The organism is Lentimicrobiaceae bacterium, from assembly GCA_028697555.1.
In the GTDB taxonomy this organism is placed as follows: domain Bacteria; phylum Bacteroidota; class Bacteroidia; order Bacteroidales; family UBA4417; genus UBA4417.
The window spans coordinates 14686-30388 of sequence record JAQVEX010000004.1; the positions used below are offsets into that span (position 1 = coordinate 14686).

Annotated in this window: 14 protein-coding genes; 13 read left to right on the top strand and 1 reads right to left on the bottom strand. The window is 37.8% G+C overall.

Going from position 1 to position 15703, the window contains the following annotated elements; translation table 11 throughout:
* Nucleotides 1-310: 310 nt before the first annotated feature.
* The 9 genes from truA (at nt 311) to PHP31_01085 (ending at nt 11415) form a co-directional block, all read left to right on the top strand.
* A complete protein-coding gene (gene truA, locus PHP31_01045) occupies nt 311-1069 on the top strand; it encodes a tRNA pseudouridine(38-40) synthase TruA (GenBank protein ID MDD3737867.1) in 759 nt (252 codons plus the stop codon).
* 251 nt (nt 1070-1320) lie between these two features.
* A complete protein-coding gene (locus PHP31_01050) occupies nt 1321-2448 on the top strand; it encodes a DUF2027 domain-containing protein (GenBank protein ID MDD3737868.1) in 1128 nt (375 codons plus the stop codon).
* Between the two features lie 3 nt (nt 2449-2451).
* The gene (locus tag PHP31_01055; protein MDD3737869.1) at nt 2452-4344 is read left to right on the top strand and encodes a PKD domain-containing protein; all 1893 of its coding nucleotides are present in this window, start codon (nt 2452-2454) and stop codon (nt 4342-4344) included.
* Between the two features lie 4 nt (nt 4345-4348).
* Nucleotides 4349-5470, top strand: a complete 1122-nt coding sequence (locus PHP31_01060) for a CofH family radical SAM protein (protein MDD3737870.1) — start codon at nt 4349-4351, stop codon at nt 5468-5470.
* A 4-nt stretch (nt 5471-5474) separates the two neighbouring features.
* On the top strand, nt 5475-7631 hold the full coding sequence (gene rnr, locus PHP31_01065; protein MDD3737871.1) for a ribonuclease R: 2157 nt from the start codon (nt 5475-5477) through the stop codon (nt 7629-7631).
* A gap of 135 nt (nt 7632-7766) precedes the next feature.
* Nucleotides 7767-8786, top strand: coding sequence for a DUF3808 domain-containing protein (locus PHP31_01070; GenBank protein MDD3737872.1), 1020 nt, complete (start codon nt 7767-7769; stop codon nt 8784-8786).
* 136 nt (nt 8787-8922) lie between these two features.
* Complete coding sequence (locus PHP31_01075) at nt 8923-9396, top strand: DUF456 domain-containing protein (protein MDD3737873.1); 474 nt, start codon at nt 8923-8925, stop codon at nt 9394-9396.
* 97 nt (nt 9397-9493) lie between these two features.
* The gene (locus PHP31_01080) at nt 9494-10258 is read left to right on the top strand and encodes a hypothetical protein (GenBank protein MDD3737874.1); all 765 of its coding nucleotides are present in this window, start codon (nt 9494-9496) and stop codon (nt 10256-10258) included.
* Nucleotides 10259-10260: 2 nt separating this feature from the next.
* Nucleotides 10261-11415, top strand: coding sequence for a cytochrome c peroxidase (locus PHP31_01085; GenBank protein MDD3737875.1), 1155 nt, complete (start codon nt 10261-10263; stop codon nt 11413-11415).
* Nucleotides 11416-11644: 229 nt separating this feature from the next.
* On the opposite strand, the gene PHP31_01090 is transcribed toward PHP31_01085, so the two are convergent.
* Entirely contained in the window at nt 11645-12808 is a 1164-nt protein-coding gene (locus PHP31_01090; GenBank protein MDD3737876.1) for a sigma-54 dependent transcriptional regulator, read from the bottom strand.
* Between the two features lie 188 nt (nt 12809-12996).
* Between PHP31_01090 and PHP31_01095 the strand changes: the two genes are divergently transcribed.
* From PHP31_01095 to floA, 4 genes are read left to right on the top strand one after another with little or no spacing between them, the layout of a single operon-like run.
* Nucleotides 12997-13275: an ATP-dependent Clp protease adaptor ClpS gene (locus PHP31_01095; GenBank protein MDD3737877.1), complete on the top strand. Its 279-nt coding sequence runs from the start codon at nt 12997-12999 to the stop codon at nt 13273-13275.
* Nucleotides 13275-14177, top strand: coding sequence for a M48 family metallopeptidase (locus PHP31_01100; GenBank protein ID MDD3737878.1), 903 nt, complete (start codon nt 13275-13277; stop codon nt 14175-14177). Before PHP31_01095 ends, PHP31_01100 begins: the two co-directional genes overlap by 1 nt.
* A 20-nt stretch (nt 14178-14197) precedes the next feature.
* Nucleotides 14198-14668: a hypothetical protein gene (locus tag PHP31_01105; GenBank protein MDD3737879.1), complete on the top strand. Its 471-nt coding sequence runs from the start codon at nt 14198-14200 to the stop codon at nt 14666-14668.
* A gap of 6 nt (nt 14669-14674) precedes the next feature.
* Complete coding sequence (gene floA, locus PHP31_01110) at nt 14675-15658, top strand: flotillin-like protein FloA (GenBank protein MDD3737880.1); 984 nt, start codon at nt 14675-14677, stop codon at nt 15656-15658.
* Nucleotides 15659-15703: the final 45 nt, after the last annotated feature.

Genomic DNA, 15703 nt, shown 5'->3' on the forward strand with positions numbered 1-15703 from the left:
CGAGCGTAGCCGAGGTGTCGAAGTGCCGAAGTGCTGCAGTGGCTGAAGACCCGAGATTTTCGGCATTTCGCTTCAATAGCCGTGCCTTTAAAGACACGGCTATTGAGAAAGACACAACACTCTATTCTCCATTTTCGGCATTTTGGTGGCTGAATTTACTGAAGCCCGATACACCGATATCTCGCTTCGCTCAATATCGGCACTCAATGACCGAAAATGTCGAAACTCGTAACCCGCAACACGCACCACGCAACCTGTCAAATAAAAGTAAAAAAGCATAATTTTACCCCAAAATGCTTAATTTTGCATTATGAACATCACCGAAAACAAGCATCGTTATCTTGTGCATTTAGCTTTCGACGGCACAAACTATCATGGTTGGCAAAAGCAGCCTAACGCTCCTACAATACAGGAGACAATAGAAGATGCTTTGAGCAAAATCACCAAACAAGAAATAATACTTATTGGATGCGGAAGAACCGATACAGGTGTTCATGCCCGAAAGTTTTTTGCTCACTTCGATTGCGACGGTTTTTACACTCCGCAAGAGCTCTCACAACTGACTTACAAGTTAAATGGCTTTTTAGACGAGGATATTGTCATTTTTTCAATAAATAAAGTCGATAATTCCGTGCACTCACGCTTTTCGCCAATCAGTAGAGAGTACAAATATTATATCATCACAAGCAAAGACCCGTTTAAGTATAACTACGCATATAAAATTACCGTACCTTTAGACATTGAAAAAATGAACGCAGCTGCAAAACTTCTGATAGGCTCAAAAGATTTTCAATCTTTCAGTAAAGTAAACACGCAGGTTAACAATTTTATTTGCACCGTATTTGAGGCGTACTTCACCAAAACCGACAATGAAATAGTATTTACAATATCAGCTAACAGGTTTTTGCGAAATATGGTAAGAGCTATTGCCGGCTCTCTCATTGATGTCGGACTAAGCAAATGTTCTATAGACGATTTCAGCCAAATTATCGAAAGTAAAGACAGATGTAGCGCCGGACTTTCGGTTCCTGCAAAAGGGTTGTTCCTAAACGACGTGGTTTTTGAGTAGTAGAGATGAGTTTGTTTACAAATCATAGCCATTAGCTGTTGGCTGTTAGCTATTGGCTATGGTCGTTTGCTAATAGCCAATGGCTAAAAGCTAAAGGCTAAAAGCCATTAAACCACGTACCACACAACACCGACCACTAACCACCAATCACTATCCACTAATCACTATTTCCCATATTAACTTTACATTAATTGGTACTTTGTGCTTAAAATTTTAAGAAATAGATTATTTTTGTTTGAAATAAACGCAATATGGGATTAAAAAAAGGAGATAAGGTAAGATTTTTGAATACAACCGGTGGAGGAATTATCGTTAAGCAACTCAATAGCTACATGGTTTTGGTTGAAATTGAAGATGGTTTTGAAGTACCCGTCTTAATGAACGAAGTTGTGAAAATTGGAGAATCTACACCGGCAAGCCGAATATTTTTGCAGGAAGATGAAAGAAAAGCTCAACGTAATCAGGAAGAGCAACATAAAGCTGTAAGACAAGATAGTAAAAAACAAGAAACCGCTTGGGAAGTTGAAAAAGATTACACTTTGGAAGATGAACAAACCTACATGAGTATAAAGCCCGATAATGACGTGGAAAAGGGAATTTACTTAGGTTGGTTTCCTGTTGATATTGAAAAAATTCAGATAAGCGACGTAGAAATTGTTCTTTTCAATTACACCAATTGCGAAATTATTTATTCAATATTTCTGCAAAAAACCAAAAGTGGATTCATTGGTTACGACTACGGCACTATTCCGGCAAACAACTGCCAAGTCATCGACGTAATAAAAGCCGACAAACTTGATATGTGGCAAAAAGGAGAAGTGCAAATAATTTTCTTTCACGAAAAAACCAAAGCCATTCAAGCTCCGCATTCGGTTACTTTTAATTCCAAAATCTCACAAATCACCGATGTTGCTAATTTGCAGGCTTTCCCAATTTACAAACAACAAAAAGGCATAATTCACACTTTGTACAGAACCGCAAGTGCCGAGGAAAAGCAAAAACTCGTAGAAGAAAGCAAATATGGCGCTGTACTGAAACAAAAAAACAGTTCGGTGTTCGAGATTAGTCCCATTGTCAACCAATTCAGAATAGACGACGATACTGCCGAAGTTGACCTGCATATTTCAAAACTGTTGCCCGATTTTTCTAAAATGAAAGCTAAAGATATTCTACAATATCAGCTATCTTTTTTCGACAAGGTTTTGTCGAGCGCAATAGCGTACAACTACAAGAGACTCATTGTTATTCACGGGATTGGCAACGGAGTATTAAAAAATGCAATTCTTAACAGAGTTAGTGTCAACGGCGATATTGAAGTTAAAGACGCTCCATTTGCCAAGTACGGTTACGGAGCAATTGAATTATTCATAAATTATTAAGCAATGTACAAAAAGACTTGTGTAATTATAATTTCCTTACTGCTAATCTGCTGTTCGCTTGAAATAGCGGCTCAAATACAAAGCCCGGGAAATCCGTTTTTGTACAATACTCTTAAAACACAAAAACGTTCTATTTCTTGCATAGAAATAGAAACACCCGATATTAAGAAGTTGCAAGAAGAAGATTTATCGGTTCAGGATTGCATTTTGAAAAAAGACCGTTTGGGGATTGTCTTACCACAAAACACCGATATCAGCAATACAGTTTACAAACACCGCAATGCCAACGGAACGCACTCGTGGATAATTGCCATAAAAGCCGATAATGCCACAGCCTTAGGTGTTAGTTTGAAATACGATAATTTTCCAAGCGGAAGTAAGTTGTACTGTTTTTCGGAAGATGGAAATTACATTTATGGAGCTTTTGACTTAGCTCAGTTATCTGACAATGAAATAACAATCAGACCTATACCCGATGAAACCGTTTATATTGAAATCGACTTTGTAAAAACTCCACCCACAAATGCTACTCTGGTATTGCAAGATGTCTCGTTTTTTTACAAAAACTTGCTGAACGGCGACAGGAACGGCGAATCTGACTTTTGCCAAGTAAGTGTAAATTGTAGTGAAGGTAACAACTTTCAGCTTATTAAACGAAGTGTGGTAAAGCTCCTTACTTGTGTTGAAGGAATGTACTACTACTGTAGCGGAAGCGTGGTGAACAACACCGCCAACGACTTTATGCCATACATTCTAACTGCCGGACACTGCGGAGCATTAAATAGTCAAACTGTGTTATCTCAACTAGATAAAAACAAATGGGTGTTTTATTTCAATTACGAATCCGATTGTAATAGCGATGTTCCGCCAAACTTCGACCAAACAATGGTTGGAATGGATATCGTTTCGCAAAGCGACTTTATAGATGATGACGGTTCGGATTTTTTACTCTTAAAACTTAAGCATAGCATTCCCGAAGCCTACAACGTATATTTTTCCGGTTGGGACAGAACCGAAACGCCATCGCCATACGGCGTTTGCTTGCATCACCCAAAAGGCGATTTTAAAAAAATCTCAACCTACGAACAGCCCTGCACCAACGATAATTGGAGCGCTACAGCAAATACTCATTGGGGTGTAACTTGGGTTGAAACCCAAAACGGACACGGCGTTACCGAAGGCGGTTCTTCCGGAAGTCCTTTGTTTAACAACAATAATAAAATTGTTGGAGTTCTTTCAGGTGGAAACTCATCGTGCAGTTCGCCTAACGAAAAAGACTATTTCGGGAAATTTTCGTATTCGTGGAAATCCAATGGCAGTAATTCCTACAAGCAACTCGCACCTTGGTTAGACCCGATAAATTCAGGAAACCCAATACTAGACGGCGTGTTCAACTCCAATCATATCATGCCTTTAATCTCGGTTTCTAATAATATTGTAGCTATAGATAATAGCATCAACTTTTTTGATGTTTCTACCGGAAATCCGACAAGTTGGCAATGGCACTTCGAAGGTGCTACGCCACAAACATCTACCGAAAAAAATCCTACAAATATTACATACAAGGAACACGGCTCTTTCGATGTAAAATTAGTAGTTAGCAACGATATCTCAACCGATTCGATTTTGCTCAGAGATTGGATAAAAGTGTATTATCCGTTTTATCCAAACCCAACCGTAAACGGCTACATCAATGGAATAGCCGATAACAATTACGACCTGAAAATATTTGCAATAAATGCAAACGGAAGAATAATGAGAGAATGGATTTTCCCCAAAAACTCATTCTCTAATCCGTTTACCATCAAACTGCCGGAATACAACGGAATGCTGTGGCTTAAAGTTATTTCAAAAAACAATGTTCAGGTTCATAAAATAATTTCAATACAAAAATAAACTCATGACTGACTCTTTTATATCATCATTAATAGGAAAATCGCATTACTCGTCGGAATTAAAAGATGTTTCGTCCAAAATATTAAACTCGCAACGCATTACTAAGTCGGAAGCTGTTTTGTTATACCAAAACTCCGATTTGGCTCTTTTGGGCTCACTTGCAGACCTCAAAAACAAACAAATCAACGGCAACAACGTTTATTACAATCGAAATATCCACGTTGAGCCAACCAACATATGTGTACACAATTGCTCGTTTTGCTCGTATTCGCATCATCATAGCACAGCTTTTGAATTATCTGTCGATGAAATGTTGGAAAAAATCAAACCTGTTTCCGACAATATAACCGAAGTGCATATTACAGGCGCGGTTCACCCCGAAAGAGATATAAACTACTACGCAAACCTTATAAACGCTGTAAAACAAATTGCTCCAAACGTACATATTAAAGCATTTTCGGCTGTGGAAATAGAATATATGTGCAATAAATCGGGAGTGGGATTTGGCGAAGGATTGGAACTTTTGAAGAAAAACGGTTTGGGTTCACTGCCCGGTGGCGGTGCAGAAATTTTAGATGATGAAATAAGAAGCAAAATTTGTTCACATAAAACAAACTCAAACAATTGGTTGGAAATACACAGACAAGCACACAAAATTGACATTTTTTCCAATGCAACCATACTTTACGGACATATTGAAAACGTTAAAGACCGCATTAATCATTTGGGAAAAATAAGAGAACTGCAAGATGAAACCAAAGGTTTTAACGCTATTATTCCGCTAAAATACAAGAGCAAAAACAACTCTATGAGCCATTTGGGTGAAGTCAGCTTAGTTGATGATTTAAAAATGTTTGCGATTTCTCGTTTGTTTTTAGACAACGTACCGCATATAAAAGCGTATTGGCCCATGTTCGGAAAACAAAACTCCTTGCTGGCTCTTTCGTTTGGAGCCGACGATTTAGACGGAACCGTAAACAATTCGACCCAAATTTATTCGCTGGCAGGAGCCGAAGATACAAACCCCGATTTCACCGAAGAAGAAATTAAAAAAGCTATTACAGAGGTAGGAAAGACTCCCGTTGAAAGGGATTCATTATACAACACAATTAAAAAACACAAATAATAATATGAAAAAGAAGAAAAACAAAAATGTTGAGAAAAACGCCTTAGCAAATCAGGTGTTTGAAATTTTTGTGCAAAATAAAGACCGAAAACTAAATTACCGCCAAGTCGCATCGTTGATGCAAATAAGCAGCAAAGACGAAAAAGAGGCTGTTCGTAGCGCAATAGAATTGCTTTGCAGGCAAAATTCACTCGTAGAAGGAAGTAGAGGCAAATATTACATAAATCCCAAATTGCTTGCAGCTATCGACAAGGCAAATAGCGTTGTCGGCGAGGTAGAAATGAAATCTAGCGGCAAGGCGTATATAATAAATACCGGACTCGACGAAGACGTATATATTGCTCCCAACAATACCAACAAGGCATTAGACGGCGACAAAGTCCGCGTTGAGTTGTTCCCACGTCGCAAAGGCAAAAAGACCGAAGGCGTTATCGTTGAAGTATTGCAAAGAGCTAAAAAACAATTTGTTGGTATTATCAGAATTAGCAAACATTTTGCCTTCTTGGTCGCCGATAATATTACCGTAAAACGAGATATATTTATCCCGAAAACAAGTTTGATGGGAGCCAAAAACGGTCAGAAAGTTGTTGTAGAAATAACCGATTGGCAACCCGAAGCCAACAATCCCGAAGGTAAGGTCGTTAGCGTGTTGGGAAATCCTGGCGATAATAAAGTTGAAATGCAGGCTATTTTAGCCGACGCCGACTTCCCGCTCTGCTTTTCCGACGAAGCCGAAAAACAAGCCGAAAGTTTTAAATTGGATATTAAAACGGAACTTGTTAAGCGAAAAGACTTCAGAGACGTTTGGACTTGCACAATAGACCCCGAAACCGCAAAAGATTTCGACGACGCTCTTTCGATAAAAGCTATTGACAACGATACATTCGAAATAGGAATACATATTGCCGACGTTTCGTTTTTTGTAAAACCGGGTACTCCTATCGATAACGAAGCCTACGAAAGAGCTACGTCAGTATATATGGTCGATAGAACCATACCTATGCTACCCGAAGCTCTATCAAACAATATGTGCTCACTTGTACCAAACGAAGACAGGCTTTGCTTTTCGGCTGTTTTTAACATTACAAAAGATGGTAAAATCAAGAAGCATTGGCTTGGCGAAACTGTTATTCGTTCCAACGTCAGATACAATTACGAACAAGTGCAAAACATTATTGAAGGTGCAGATAGTGAGTTTAAAGACCAAATTCTTCAACTGTTCAAAATTTCTGAAATACTCAGAGCCGATAGATTTAAAAAGGGTGCAATTAATTTTAACACACAAGAAGTTGAGTTTGTTCTCGACGAAAATGCCAAACCAATCGAGATAAAAATAAAAGAACAAAAAGAATCTAATTGGCTCATAGAAGAATTTATGCTTTTGGCTAACAAAACTGTGGCTAGTCTTATAGGCGAAAAGAGAAGCAACAATCAGAACCCTAAAACCTTTGTTTATAGGGTACACGACGAACCTAACGTTGAAAAGTTATCGAATTTTACCGAGTTTCTGAAAAAGTTGGGTTATTCATTCCAAACTAAATCAAAAAGCAATATCACTAAAAGCTTTAATTCTTTGTTTACCGAAATTGCAGGCAAAGGCGAAGAACGTATGATTGAGAAAATTGCGCTTCGCACCATGTCAAGAGCCGAATACTCAACTTCAAACATCGGACACTACGGCTTAGGCTTTAAATATTACACCCACTTTACATCGCCCATTCGTCGCTACCCCGACCTTATGGTTCACCGACTTATAAAATCTTACCTTAAAGGTAAAAAAAGCGTCGATCAGGAAGAATACGAGCAATATTGCGTACACTGTTCCAAAATGGAAAATAGAGCTCAAAATGCCGAACGCAACAGCGTTAAATATAAGCAGGTTGAGTATATGTTAGATAAAAAAGGACAAGTTTTTGAAGGCGCAATTTCGGGAGTTAGCAAGTGGGGAATTTTTGTAGAAATTAAAGGCAATAAATGCGAAGGTCTTGTGTCTATGCGACTTTTAGATGACGACTACTACTTTTTAGATGAAGATAATTATCAGATTATCGGACAAAGGAACGGAAAAACATACAGACTTGGAGACGATATTACAATTAAAGTCATTAATGTTGACTTGCAACGCAGATACTTAGACTTTGACATCGTTGACGACAAATAAAACAATTAACAATTTTTTTCTTATAATTAAAGTACTTTTGCATAGAAATTGCAAATAAAAAAAATGAAACTCAATATAACTATTAATTTTTCGACTAATAAACACCTATTAATCAACAAACTAAAACAAATGAATATGAAATACTTATTTGTATGCTTAATTGCAATTACTTTTTCAACGGCTTGCCAAAGTAAAGTTAAATCGGATAATATAAAAACCGAAGATGGAATAACTTTAATAAGCGATACGACCAACATCGAACAACAAAACCAAGTCGGTTACGATAAAGCCGACATTGATAGTAAAACAAACACCGGCAATAAACCGCCAAAATCAATACCTATAGTCGATTTTTCGCTTGGCGTTCCTACGTTGGTTGGTAATGATAATTCTGAACATCAACTTTTTTTATCAGAAAACATTAAAGAGGGTGTTAGCTTGGCAAAAAGCGGCGAAACCACAAAAGCTCTTAAACTGTTTAAAAAAGAAGAAAAAGCTAATCCCAAAAACCATTATGCTTGGTATTATGCCGCTCTAACTCACTACAGTGGAGGCAATACCGAAGAAGCCATAGAAATTTTAAATGATGCTATAGCTAAGTTTCCTGATACTTGGCACTTATTTCTTTTGAAAGGTAAAATATATTACGACTTAAAAGAGTACAAAACTGCATTAGAAAATTACGACAAGCTTTTGGAGATATCTCCTAATCATCGCGAAGGCTTGGAAAATAGAGCAAACATACACTTATACTTAAAAAATTATGAAAAGGCTGCTGCCGACTACGAGAGGTATGATATAAATTACCCTCCAAATTCCAAAATGTACTACAACATGGCATATGCACAAGCTCAATTAGGAAGATACGAGGATGCTGAAATGAATTTTACGTATTCAATCCAACATAATAGGAATTATTTGTCGGCATACCTCAACAGAGGCAACACATACATGATGCTGAAAGAATATGAAAAAGCAATAGAAGACTATGATTTCGTTATTTCCAACGATGCAAAACACGTTAATGCTTATTTCAACCGCGGACAAGCAAAACTTATAATTAACTTAGACCCGTGCCCCGATTGGCAAAAGGCTTTTGAACTAGGAAGCGAAGATGCTAAAATGATGTTGGATAAATATTGTGATAAGAAGTAGGTGCATGAAGTTATAGCCGTTAGCTCTTAGCTTTTGGCTATTGGCTTGGTCTAGCCAACGGCTAAAAGCTAACAGCTAAAAGCCAAGAAAAGGAATAATATTTGTAGTACAACATCAGTAACAACATATTAAAACCATGGACATATTCTTAATCGTACTCGGTGCAATATTAATGATTGTAGGTATTTTAGGTAGCGTTTTGCCTATTTTGCCTGGTCCTCCACTTTCGTTTGTAGGTTTGTTGTTACTACAATTTAGCTCAAAAGCTCCTTTCGATTTAAGATTCTTTATCATCTGGGGAGTTCTTACTGCTATTGTAGTTCTGTTAGATTATCTTGTTCCTATATGGGGTGCTAAAAAAATTGGCGGTACCAAAGCAGGCTCTCGAGGTGCAACAGCCGGATTAATATTAGGACTGTTTATTCCTCCCTGGGGTTTGATAATAGGACCTTTTATTGGTGCCTTCATAGGCGAATTTATCAACAGCTCCGACCTTAATATTTCGTTTAAATCAGCTTTAGGCTCTTTTGTGGGATTTTTAGCCGGAACTTTCATGAAACTTGCCGTTACTATTGGTATGGCATTCTACTTCGTAAAAGCTCTTTTTTAACATATATTATATATAGATTTTTTCAGATATATCCTTTGAGATGAAAAAAAGTCTTATTTTTGTAGGAAAATAAATTACTAAACTACATTTATAAATCATGAAAAACTTAACACTAATCTTAACTTTAATTTTTGGTCTCCTATTTATTAACTCTTGTACAAATAATTCGGAAGACGAAAAAGGCTCACTTACTATCAAATTTAGCCACTTGATTGATAACAACGAAATTATTTTCGACTCTATTATTTACGTTAATGAAGCCGGTAACCGCTACGAAGTCAACGAAATTCAGTATTTCATTTCTGACCTTAGCTTAATTTCAAATTCGGGCGAAAAGCACAATTTAATCAACGACCAAAGCATTCACTACATCGACTCCGACATTCCGGAAACAATGCAATGGCTCGCATCCAACGACTTGCCTGTAACCAAATACGACAGTCTCGTCTTTACCTTCGGCTTATCGGAAGCCAATAACACAAGTTTCAGATTTGTAAATCCGCCCGAACGAGATATGGTATGGCCCGAACTATTAGGAGGTGGCTACCACTACATGAAACTCAATTGCAAGTGGTTAGACCCCAATTCTGATAGGAAAAACGCCAATTTCCACTTAGGAATAGCCAAAAAATCTAGCACGGAATTTAAACATTACTACTTTAAAGTAACATTGCCCATAAATCTTAATGCAAAAGCCGATGATTCAAATACTATAACCCTAGTAATGAATGTTCAAAATTGGTTCAAGAATCCAAATATTTGGGATTGGAACGTTATTGGAGGAGGCATAATGGATAATCATGATGCAATAAAAATGGGTTGCGAAAACGGACACGACGTATTCAGTATAAAAGCTAACTAACAATGAACAAAATAAAAACTCTAAGTCTATTTGTCTTGCTGTTAGGTGTTTTGTTTTCGTGCAAAAAACCACCCGAACCGCATATTACAACTCCTTACGAGTTAGAAATACCTCGTTTTTTCCCAACTCGAACAAATATTCCTGTCGATAATCCACTAACAGTCGAAGGTGTTGAATTAGGAAGGTATTTGTTTTACGATGGAAGACTTTCGGGAAGAACCCACGCAGACAGCCTGATGAGTTGCGCCAGTTGCCATAAGCAATCAAGGTCGTTTGATGTTGACCCCAACCAAATTACGTTTCAAAACGGAAGACCCGTTGGACTTGGCGGAACTCCCACACCACACGCAGTTTTACCGCTCATAAACTTGGTATGGAACGAAAGCGGATACATGTGGAACGGTAGTTTTAACAATTCCAACCCCGATAAATACAAAAAAGGTATTGAAGGAATTGTTTATCACACTCTCATCGATCCAAACGAAATCAACGGCGATACAACAGATATAGTAACACTTATACAAAACACAAGTGGCTACCCCGAACTGTTTGAAAAAGCCTTCGGCTCAAAAATAGTAACCGTAGATGGAATTTCTAAAGCCATAGCTCAGTTTGTACGAACTCTTATTTCTTACAACTCTAAATTCGATAAATATTTAAGGGGTGAAGTGCAACTTACAACCGATGAACTTATGGGTTACGAGCTTTTTATGACCGAAGAAGGTGCAGACTGCTTTCATTGCCACGGTGGTGACGGAAATCCGCTGTTTACAACCAATTTGTTTTACAACAACGGAACCGATTCTATCTTCAACGACCCATTCGATAGGTTTTCCGTAACAGGCGTTAGGAGCGATATTGGAGCATACAAAGCTTCAACCCTCAGGAATATAGTCCATACGGCTCCGTACATGCACGACGGTCGTTTTAGCACATTGGACGAAGTGATTGAGTTTTACTCAACAGGAATTGTTGTTTCGGAATTTATACATCCGCTAATGCACCACGCAAACAACGGCGGAACTAAACTTACACCTATTGAGAGGCGACAATTAACAGCATTTTTGAATGCTTTAACCGACGAAAGCTTTATAACTAATCCCGATTTCGGACCACCCACACAACTTCCCGATGGAGCTACTCCTTTGTCAAAGTGAGTGATAGCTATTAGCCGTTAGCCCCCGAAGTCTCGGGGCTGTTGGCAGATAAAGTTAGAAATTAGAAGTCAGAAGGTAGAAATGGGGAATTCACTATTAATAACCACTATTTCTAATTTCTAATTTTTAATTTCTGATTTCTAACTTCTAAAACCCGTAACCCGCAACACCAATCACCAACCATCATTCACCATTCACCATTCACCATTCACCATTCACCAACCACCAATCACCGTTTGAACGGTTGTGCGTATTTTTCAACATCTTGAAGTGTTATCGTATTGCCTGCCATTATAGATAAACGCTCTACAATGTTTCGCAATTCTCTGATATTTCCGTTGTAATGCAGTTTTTGGAGAGCTTGCACGGCTTCATCAGTTATCTTGGGTACATTTCTACCCTGACTTTCGGCAATAGTTTCTAAAAAGTGGGCAACCAAAAGCGGAATATCATCTTCGCGCTCGTTAAGAGTCGGGACATGTATCAAAATAACACTTATACGATGATATAAGTCTTCGCGAAAGCGATTTTCTTCAACTTCTTTCAATAAATTTTTATTGGTAGCCGCAATAACTCTAACATCAACAGGTATTTCCTTCTCGCCTCCCACTCTGGTAATTTTATTTTCTTGCAAAGCTCTTAAAACTTTAGCCTGAGCCGACAAGCTCATATCTCCGATTTCATCTAAAAAAATAGTTCCTTTATGAGCTTGTTCAAAATCGCCTTTTCGCTGCTTTACAGCCGAAGTAAAAGCTCCTTTTTCATGTCCGAATAAAACACTTTCAATAAGTTCCGAAGGAATAGCAGCACAGTTAACCTCAACAAAAGGCTCATCGGCTCTGTTGCTTTTTTCGTGCAACCATCTGGCGACAAGCTCCTTACCTGTACCGCTGGCTCCGGTAATAAGCACACGAGCGTCGGTTGGAGCCACACGCTCAATCATATCTTTTATTTCTTTTATAGACTCCGATTCGCCTATCATCTCGTATTGCTTATTCACCTTGCGCTTAAGCACCTTAGTTTCGTTAACCAAATTAGTCCTATCCAACGCATTTCGTAGCGATACAAGCAATCTGTTCAAATCTAAAGGCTTTGGAATAAAATCGTAAGCACCTATGTGAATAGCATCCATAGCGGTTTCTATAGTCCCGTGTCCGGAAATCATTATAATTGGTGAATCGGTGATTTTCAACAGTTTTTCCAAGACTTCCATTCCGTCAATTTGCGGCATTTTTATATCGCACAAAATAACGTCGAAATGCTCTTTCTCAACCATACTAATTGCCATAAGCCCTTCACTTGCTTCCTCAACTTCGTAGTTCTCGTACTCCAATATATCGCGCAAAGCATTTCTTATAGGAGCCTCATCGTCTATTACTAATATTTTTGTCATTATATTTTTGTTTGATTTTGTAAAAGTAATGATTTTTAAACAAAACTGTTCTTAATTTTATACAAATAGTTTCATATAAAACGATTTTTGCTCTAAATATATTTTAAAAATTTGCTATTTATTATATGAGTAACGAAATTATCTTAACTTTGCAACAGGATATTATATAATTATTTTTGTGCGTAATTATGCCTGACCATAATGTAAAAAGAGTCCCAAAACAGGACATTGACGATGACACGGGTAACGAGTATAAAATTACTTTGTATAATGATAATATTAACACGTTCGACTACGTTATAGATTGTCTGATGACAATTTGTAATCACACTCACGAACAAGCCTCACAGTGCGCAATAATAACGCATATAAAAGGAAAATGTATAGTAAAAAAAGGAGAAAAAGAAGTTTTGGCACGCATGAATAAACAACTTATAATAAAAGGTTTAAAATCAGTTCTATCATAATGAAAACAATAATCAAACACAATTCGAAACTAATAGTTTTACTGTTCATATCGATGCTGTTATATAGCTGCTCAACTGTTCCCATTACGGGAAGAAAACAATTTAATGTTGTTCCCAATAGCCAAATGATACAGTTGGGAGCAGAAGGATACGCATCTTTTTTGAGCTCAAATCCTGCAATAAATCCTCCAACTGTACAATCTATTGAAGTTTCAACGGTTGGGCAAAATATAAGTCGTGCCGTTACACAGTACATGAATCTTAACAATTTATCGCATTTAATTGAAGGTTATAATTGGGAATTTAATACCGTACAAAGCAACGAAATAAATGCTTGGTGCATGCCGGGTGGAAAAATTGTGGTTTATACCGGAATTTTGCCTATTACCGAAGATGCAGCCGGCTTAGCTGTCGTTATCGGACACGAAGTAGCACACGCTGTTGCGCGCCACAGCAACGAAAGAATGAGCCAACAGTTGGCTATTCAGTTGGGCGGTATGACATTGGCTACTGCTATGCAACAAAAACCTCAACAAACTCAAAATATATTTTTGTCGCTTTATGGTATTGGCAGTCAGTTGGGTGCAATGGCTTACTCGCGTAAGCAAGAATATGAAGCCGACAAACTCGGACTTATTTTTATGGCTATGGCTGGATACAACCCCCAAAGAGCTGTTTCGTTTTGGACTAAAATGGCTAACAGCAGTACAGGTACAAAACCTCCTGAATTTTTGAGTACACACCCTAGCGATGCTAAAAGAATTAGTGAAATTCAAAAATTTTTGCCCGAAGCTATGAAATACTACACAGGAAGCAGCACTCAACCCACAAGTACACCGAACACGGGAACGGGTACAGCTACGCCCAAACCTCCTCAAAAATATAATATTAAGATTAAATAACCTCATAAAACATATAACATATGTCGTGGCTACTAATTGTAATCTCTCTAATTATACTGGGAATATTGCTCCTGATGCTTGAGATATTTGTACTTCCAGGCACAACTGTTGCAGGCATAGCAGGAACTATTTTAATAATATATGCTATATGGAAATCGTACTCAGTATTGGGAAGTACTAACGGAACAATAATGTTGATAAGCACCTTGGTTCTGTTGGGCGTGTTTGCCTATCTCACGTACAGATTCGGCAACTGGAAAAAGGTGGCTTTAAAAACATCGCTTGATGGAAAGGTTAACGAAAACGAACTTGACGATATCAATGTTGATGACGAAGGCGTGGCTATATCACGTTTAGCTCCTTCGGGAAAAGCACTTATAAACGACAAAATTTGCGAAGTGCACACCTACAACGAATTTATTGATCAAGACTCAGAAATTAAAGTAATTAACAAAGAAGATAATAAAATATACGTAACACTTAAAAATTAAACTAATATGGAACTTCTAACAATTGCCATTATTGCCATAGCCTGTATAGTTGGCTTGTGGATTATTTTTTACTTTGTACCCGTAGGACTGTGGTTTACAGCACTACTTTCGGGTGTCAGAATTTCTTTACTTCAATTGATATTTATGCGTTGGCGTAAAGTGCCGCCATCGGTTATTGTAACTGCAATGATTAACGCTACAAAAGCCGGATTAAAACTTACACGCGACGAATTGGAAGCTTACTACTTAGCAGGCGGAAGAGTAAAATCGGTTGTAAATGCACTGATTTCTGCCGATAAGGCAAATATACCTTTGGATTTTAAATCGGCAACAGCTATAGACTTAGCCGGACGCGACGTTTTTGAAGCCGTTCAAATGTCGGTTAACCCCAAAGTTATTGATACTCCACCTGTTGCTGCAGTTGCTCGCAATGGTATTCAACTTATTGCAAAAGCCAGAGTTACCGTCAGAGCCAATATAAAACAACTTGTTGGTGGTGCCGGCGAAGAAACTGTTTTGGCAAGAGTTGGCGAAGGTATTGTGTCTTCTATAGGTAGCACAAAAAATCACGGCGAAGTGTTGGCTAATCCCGACTCTATTTCTAAAGTTGTTTTGGCTAAAGGTCTCGACTCAGGTACTGCTTTCGAAATACTTTCTATTGATATAGCCGATATAGATGTTGGTAAAAACATTGGAGCTATATTGCAAATGGATCAGGCTAATGCCGATAAAAATATTGCACAAGCCAGAGCCGAAGAAAGAAGAGCTATGGCTGTTGCTTCCGAACAAGAAATGAGAGCTAAAGCACAAGAAGCTAGAGCAAAAGTTATTGAAGCCGAAGCTGAGATACCTAAAGCTATAGCCGACGCATTCAGAAACGGAAATTTAGGCATTATGGATTATTATAAATTCCAGAATATACAAGCCGATACAAAAATGAGAGAATCTATTGCTGACCCAAAGTTAGGTAAACCTACAAATAGCAAATAATTTTAATTGATAAAAATTTTAACTTTATAAATAACTTTAAAAAAT

Coding starts and splice junctions, on each gene's coding strand:
- truA (MDD3737867.1), top strand. CDS start 311: ATGAACATCACCGAAAACAAGCATCGTTATCTTGTGCATTTAGCTTTC.
- PHP31_01050 (MDD3737868.1), top strand. CDS start 1,321: ATGGGATTAAAAAAAGGAGATAAGGTAAGATTTTTGAATACAACCGGT.
- PHP31_01055 (MDD3737869.1), top strand. CDS start 2,452: ATGTACAAAAAGACTTGTGTAATTATAATTTCCTTACTGCTAATCTGC.
- PHP31_01060 (MDD3737870.1), top strand. CDS start 4,349: ATGACTGACTCTTTTATATCATCATTAATAGGAAAATCGCATTACTCG.
- rnr (MDD3737871.1), top strand. CDS start 5,475: ATGAAAAAGAAGAAAAACAAAAATGTTGAGAAAAACGCCTTAGCAAAT.
- PHP31_01070 (MDD3737872.1), top strand. CDS start 7,767: ATGAAATACTTATTTGTATGCTTAATTGCAATTACTTTTTCAACGGCT.
- PHP31_01075 (MDD3737873.1), top strand. CDS start 8,923: ATGGACATATTCTTAATCGTACTCGGTGCAATATTAATGATTGTAGGT.
- PHP31_01080 (MDD3737874.1), top strand. CDS start 9,494: ATGAAAAACTTAACACTAATCTTAACTTTAATTTTTGGTCTCCTATTT.
- PHP31_01085 (MDD3737875.1), top strand. CDS start 10,261: ATGAACAAAATAAAAACTCTAAGTCTATTTGTCTTGCTGTTAGGTGTT.
- PHP31_01090 (MDD3737876.1), bottom strand. CDS start 12,808: ATGACAAAAATATTAGTAATAGACGATGAGGCTCCTATAAGAAATGCT.
- PHP31_01095 (MDD3737877.1), top strand. CDS start 12,997: ATGCCTGACCATAATGTAAAAAGAGTCCCAAAACAGGACATTGACGAT.
- PHP31_01100 (MDD3737878.1), top strand. CDS start 13,275: ATGAAAACAATAATCAAACACAATTCGAAACTAATAGTTTTACTGTTC.
- PHP31_01105 (MDD3737879.1), top strand. CDS start 14,198: ATGTCGTGGCTACTAATTGTAATCTCTCTAATTATACTGGGAATATTG.
- floA (MDD3737880.1), top strand. CDS start 14,675: ATGGAACTTCTAACAATTGCCATTATTGCCATAGCCTGTATAGTTGGC.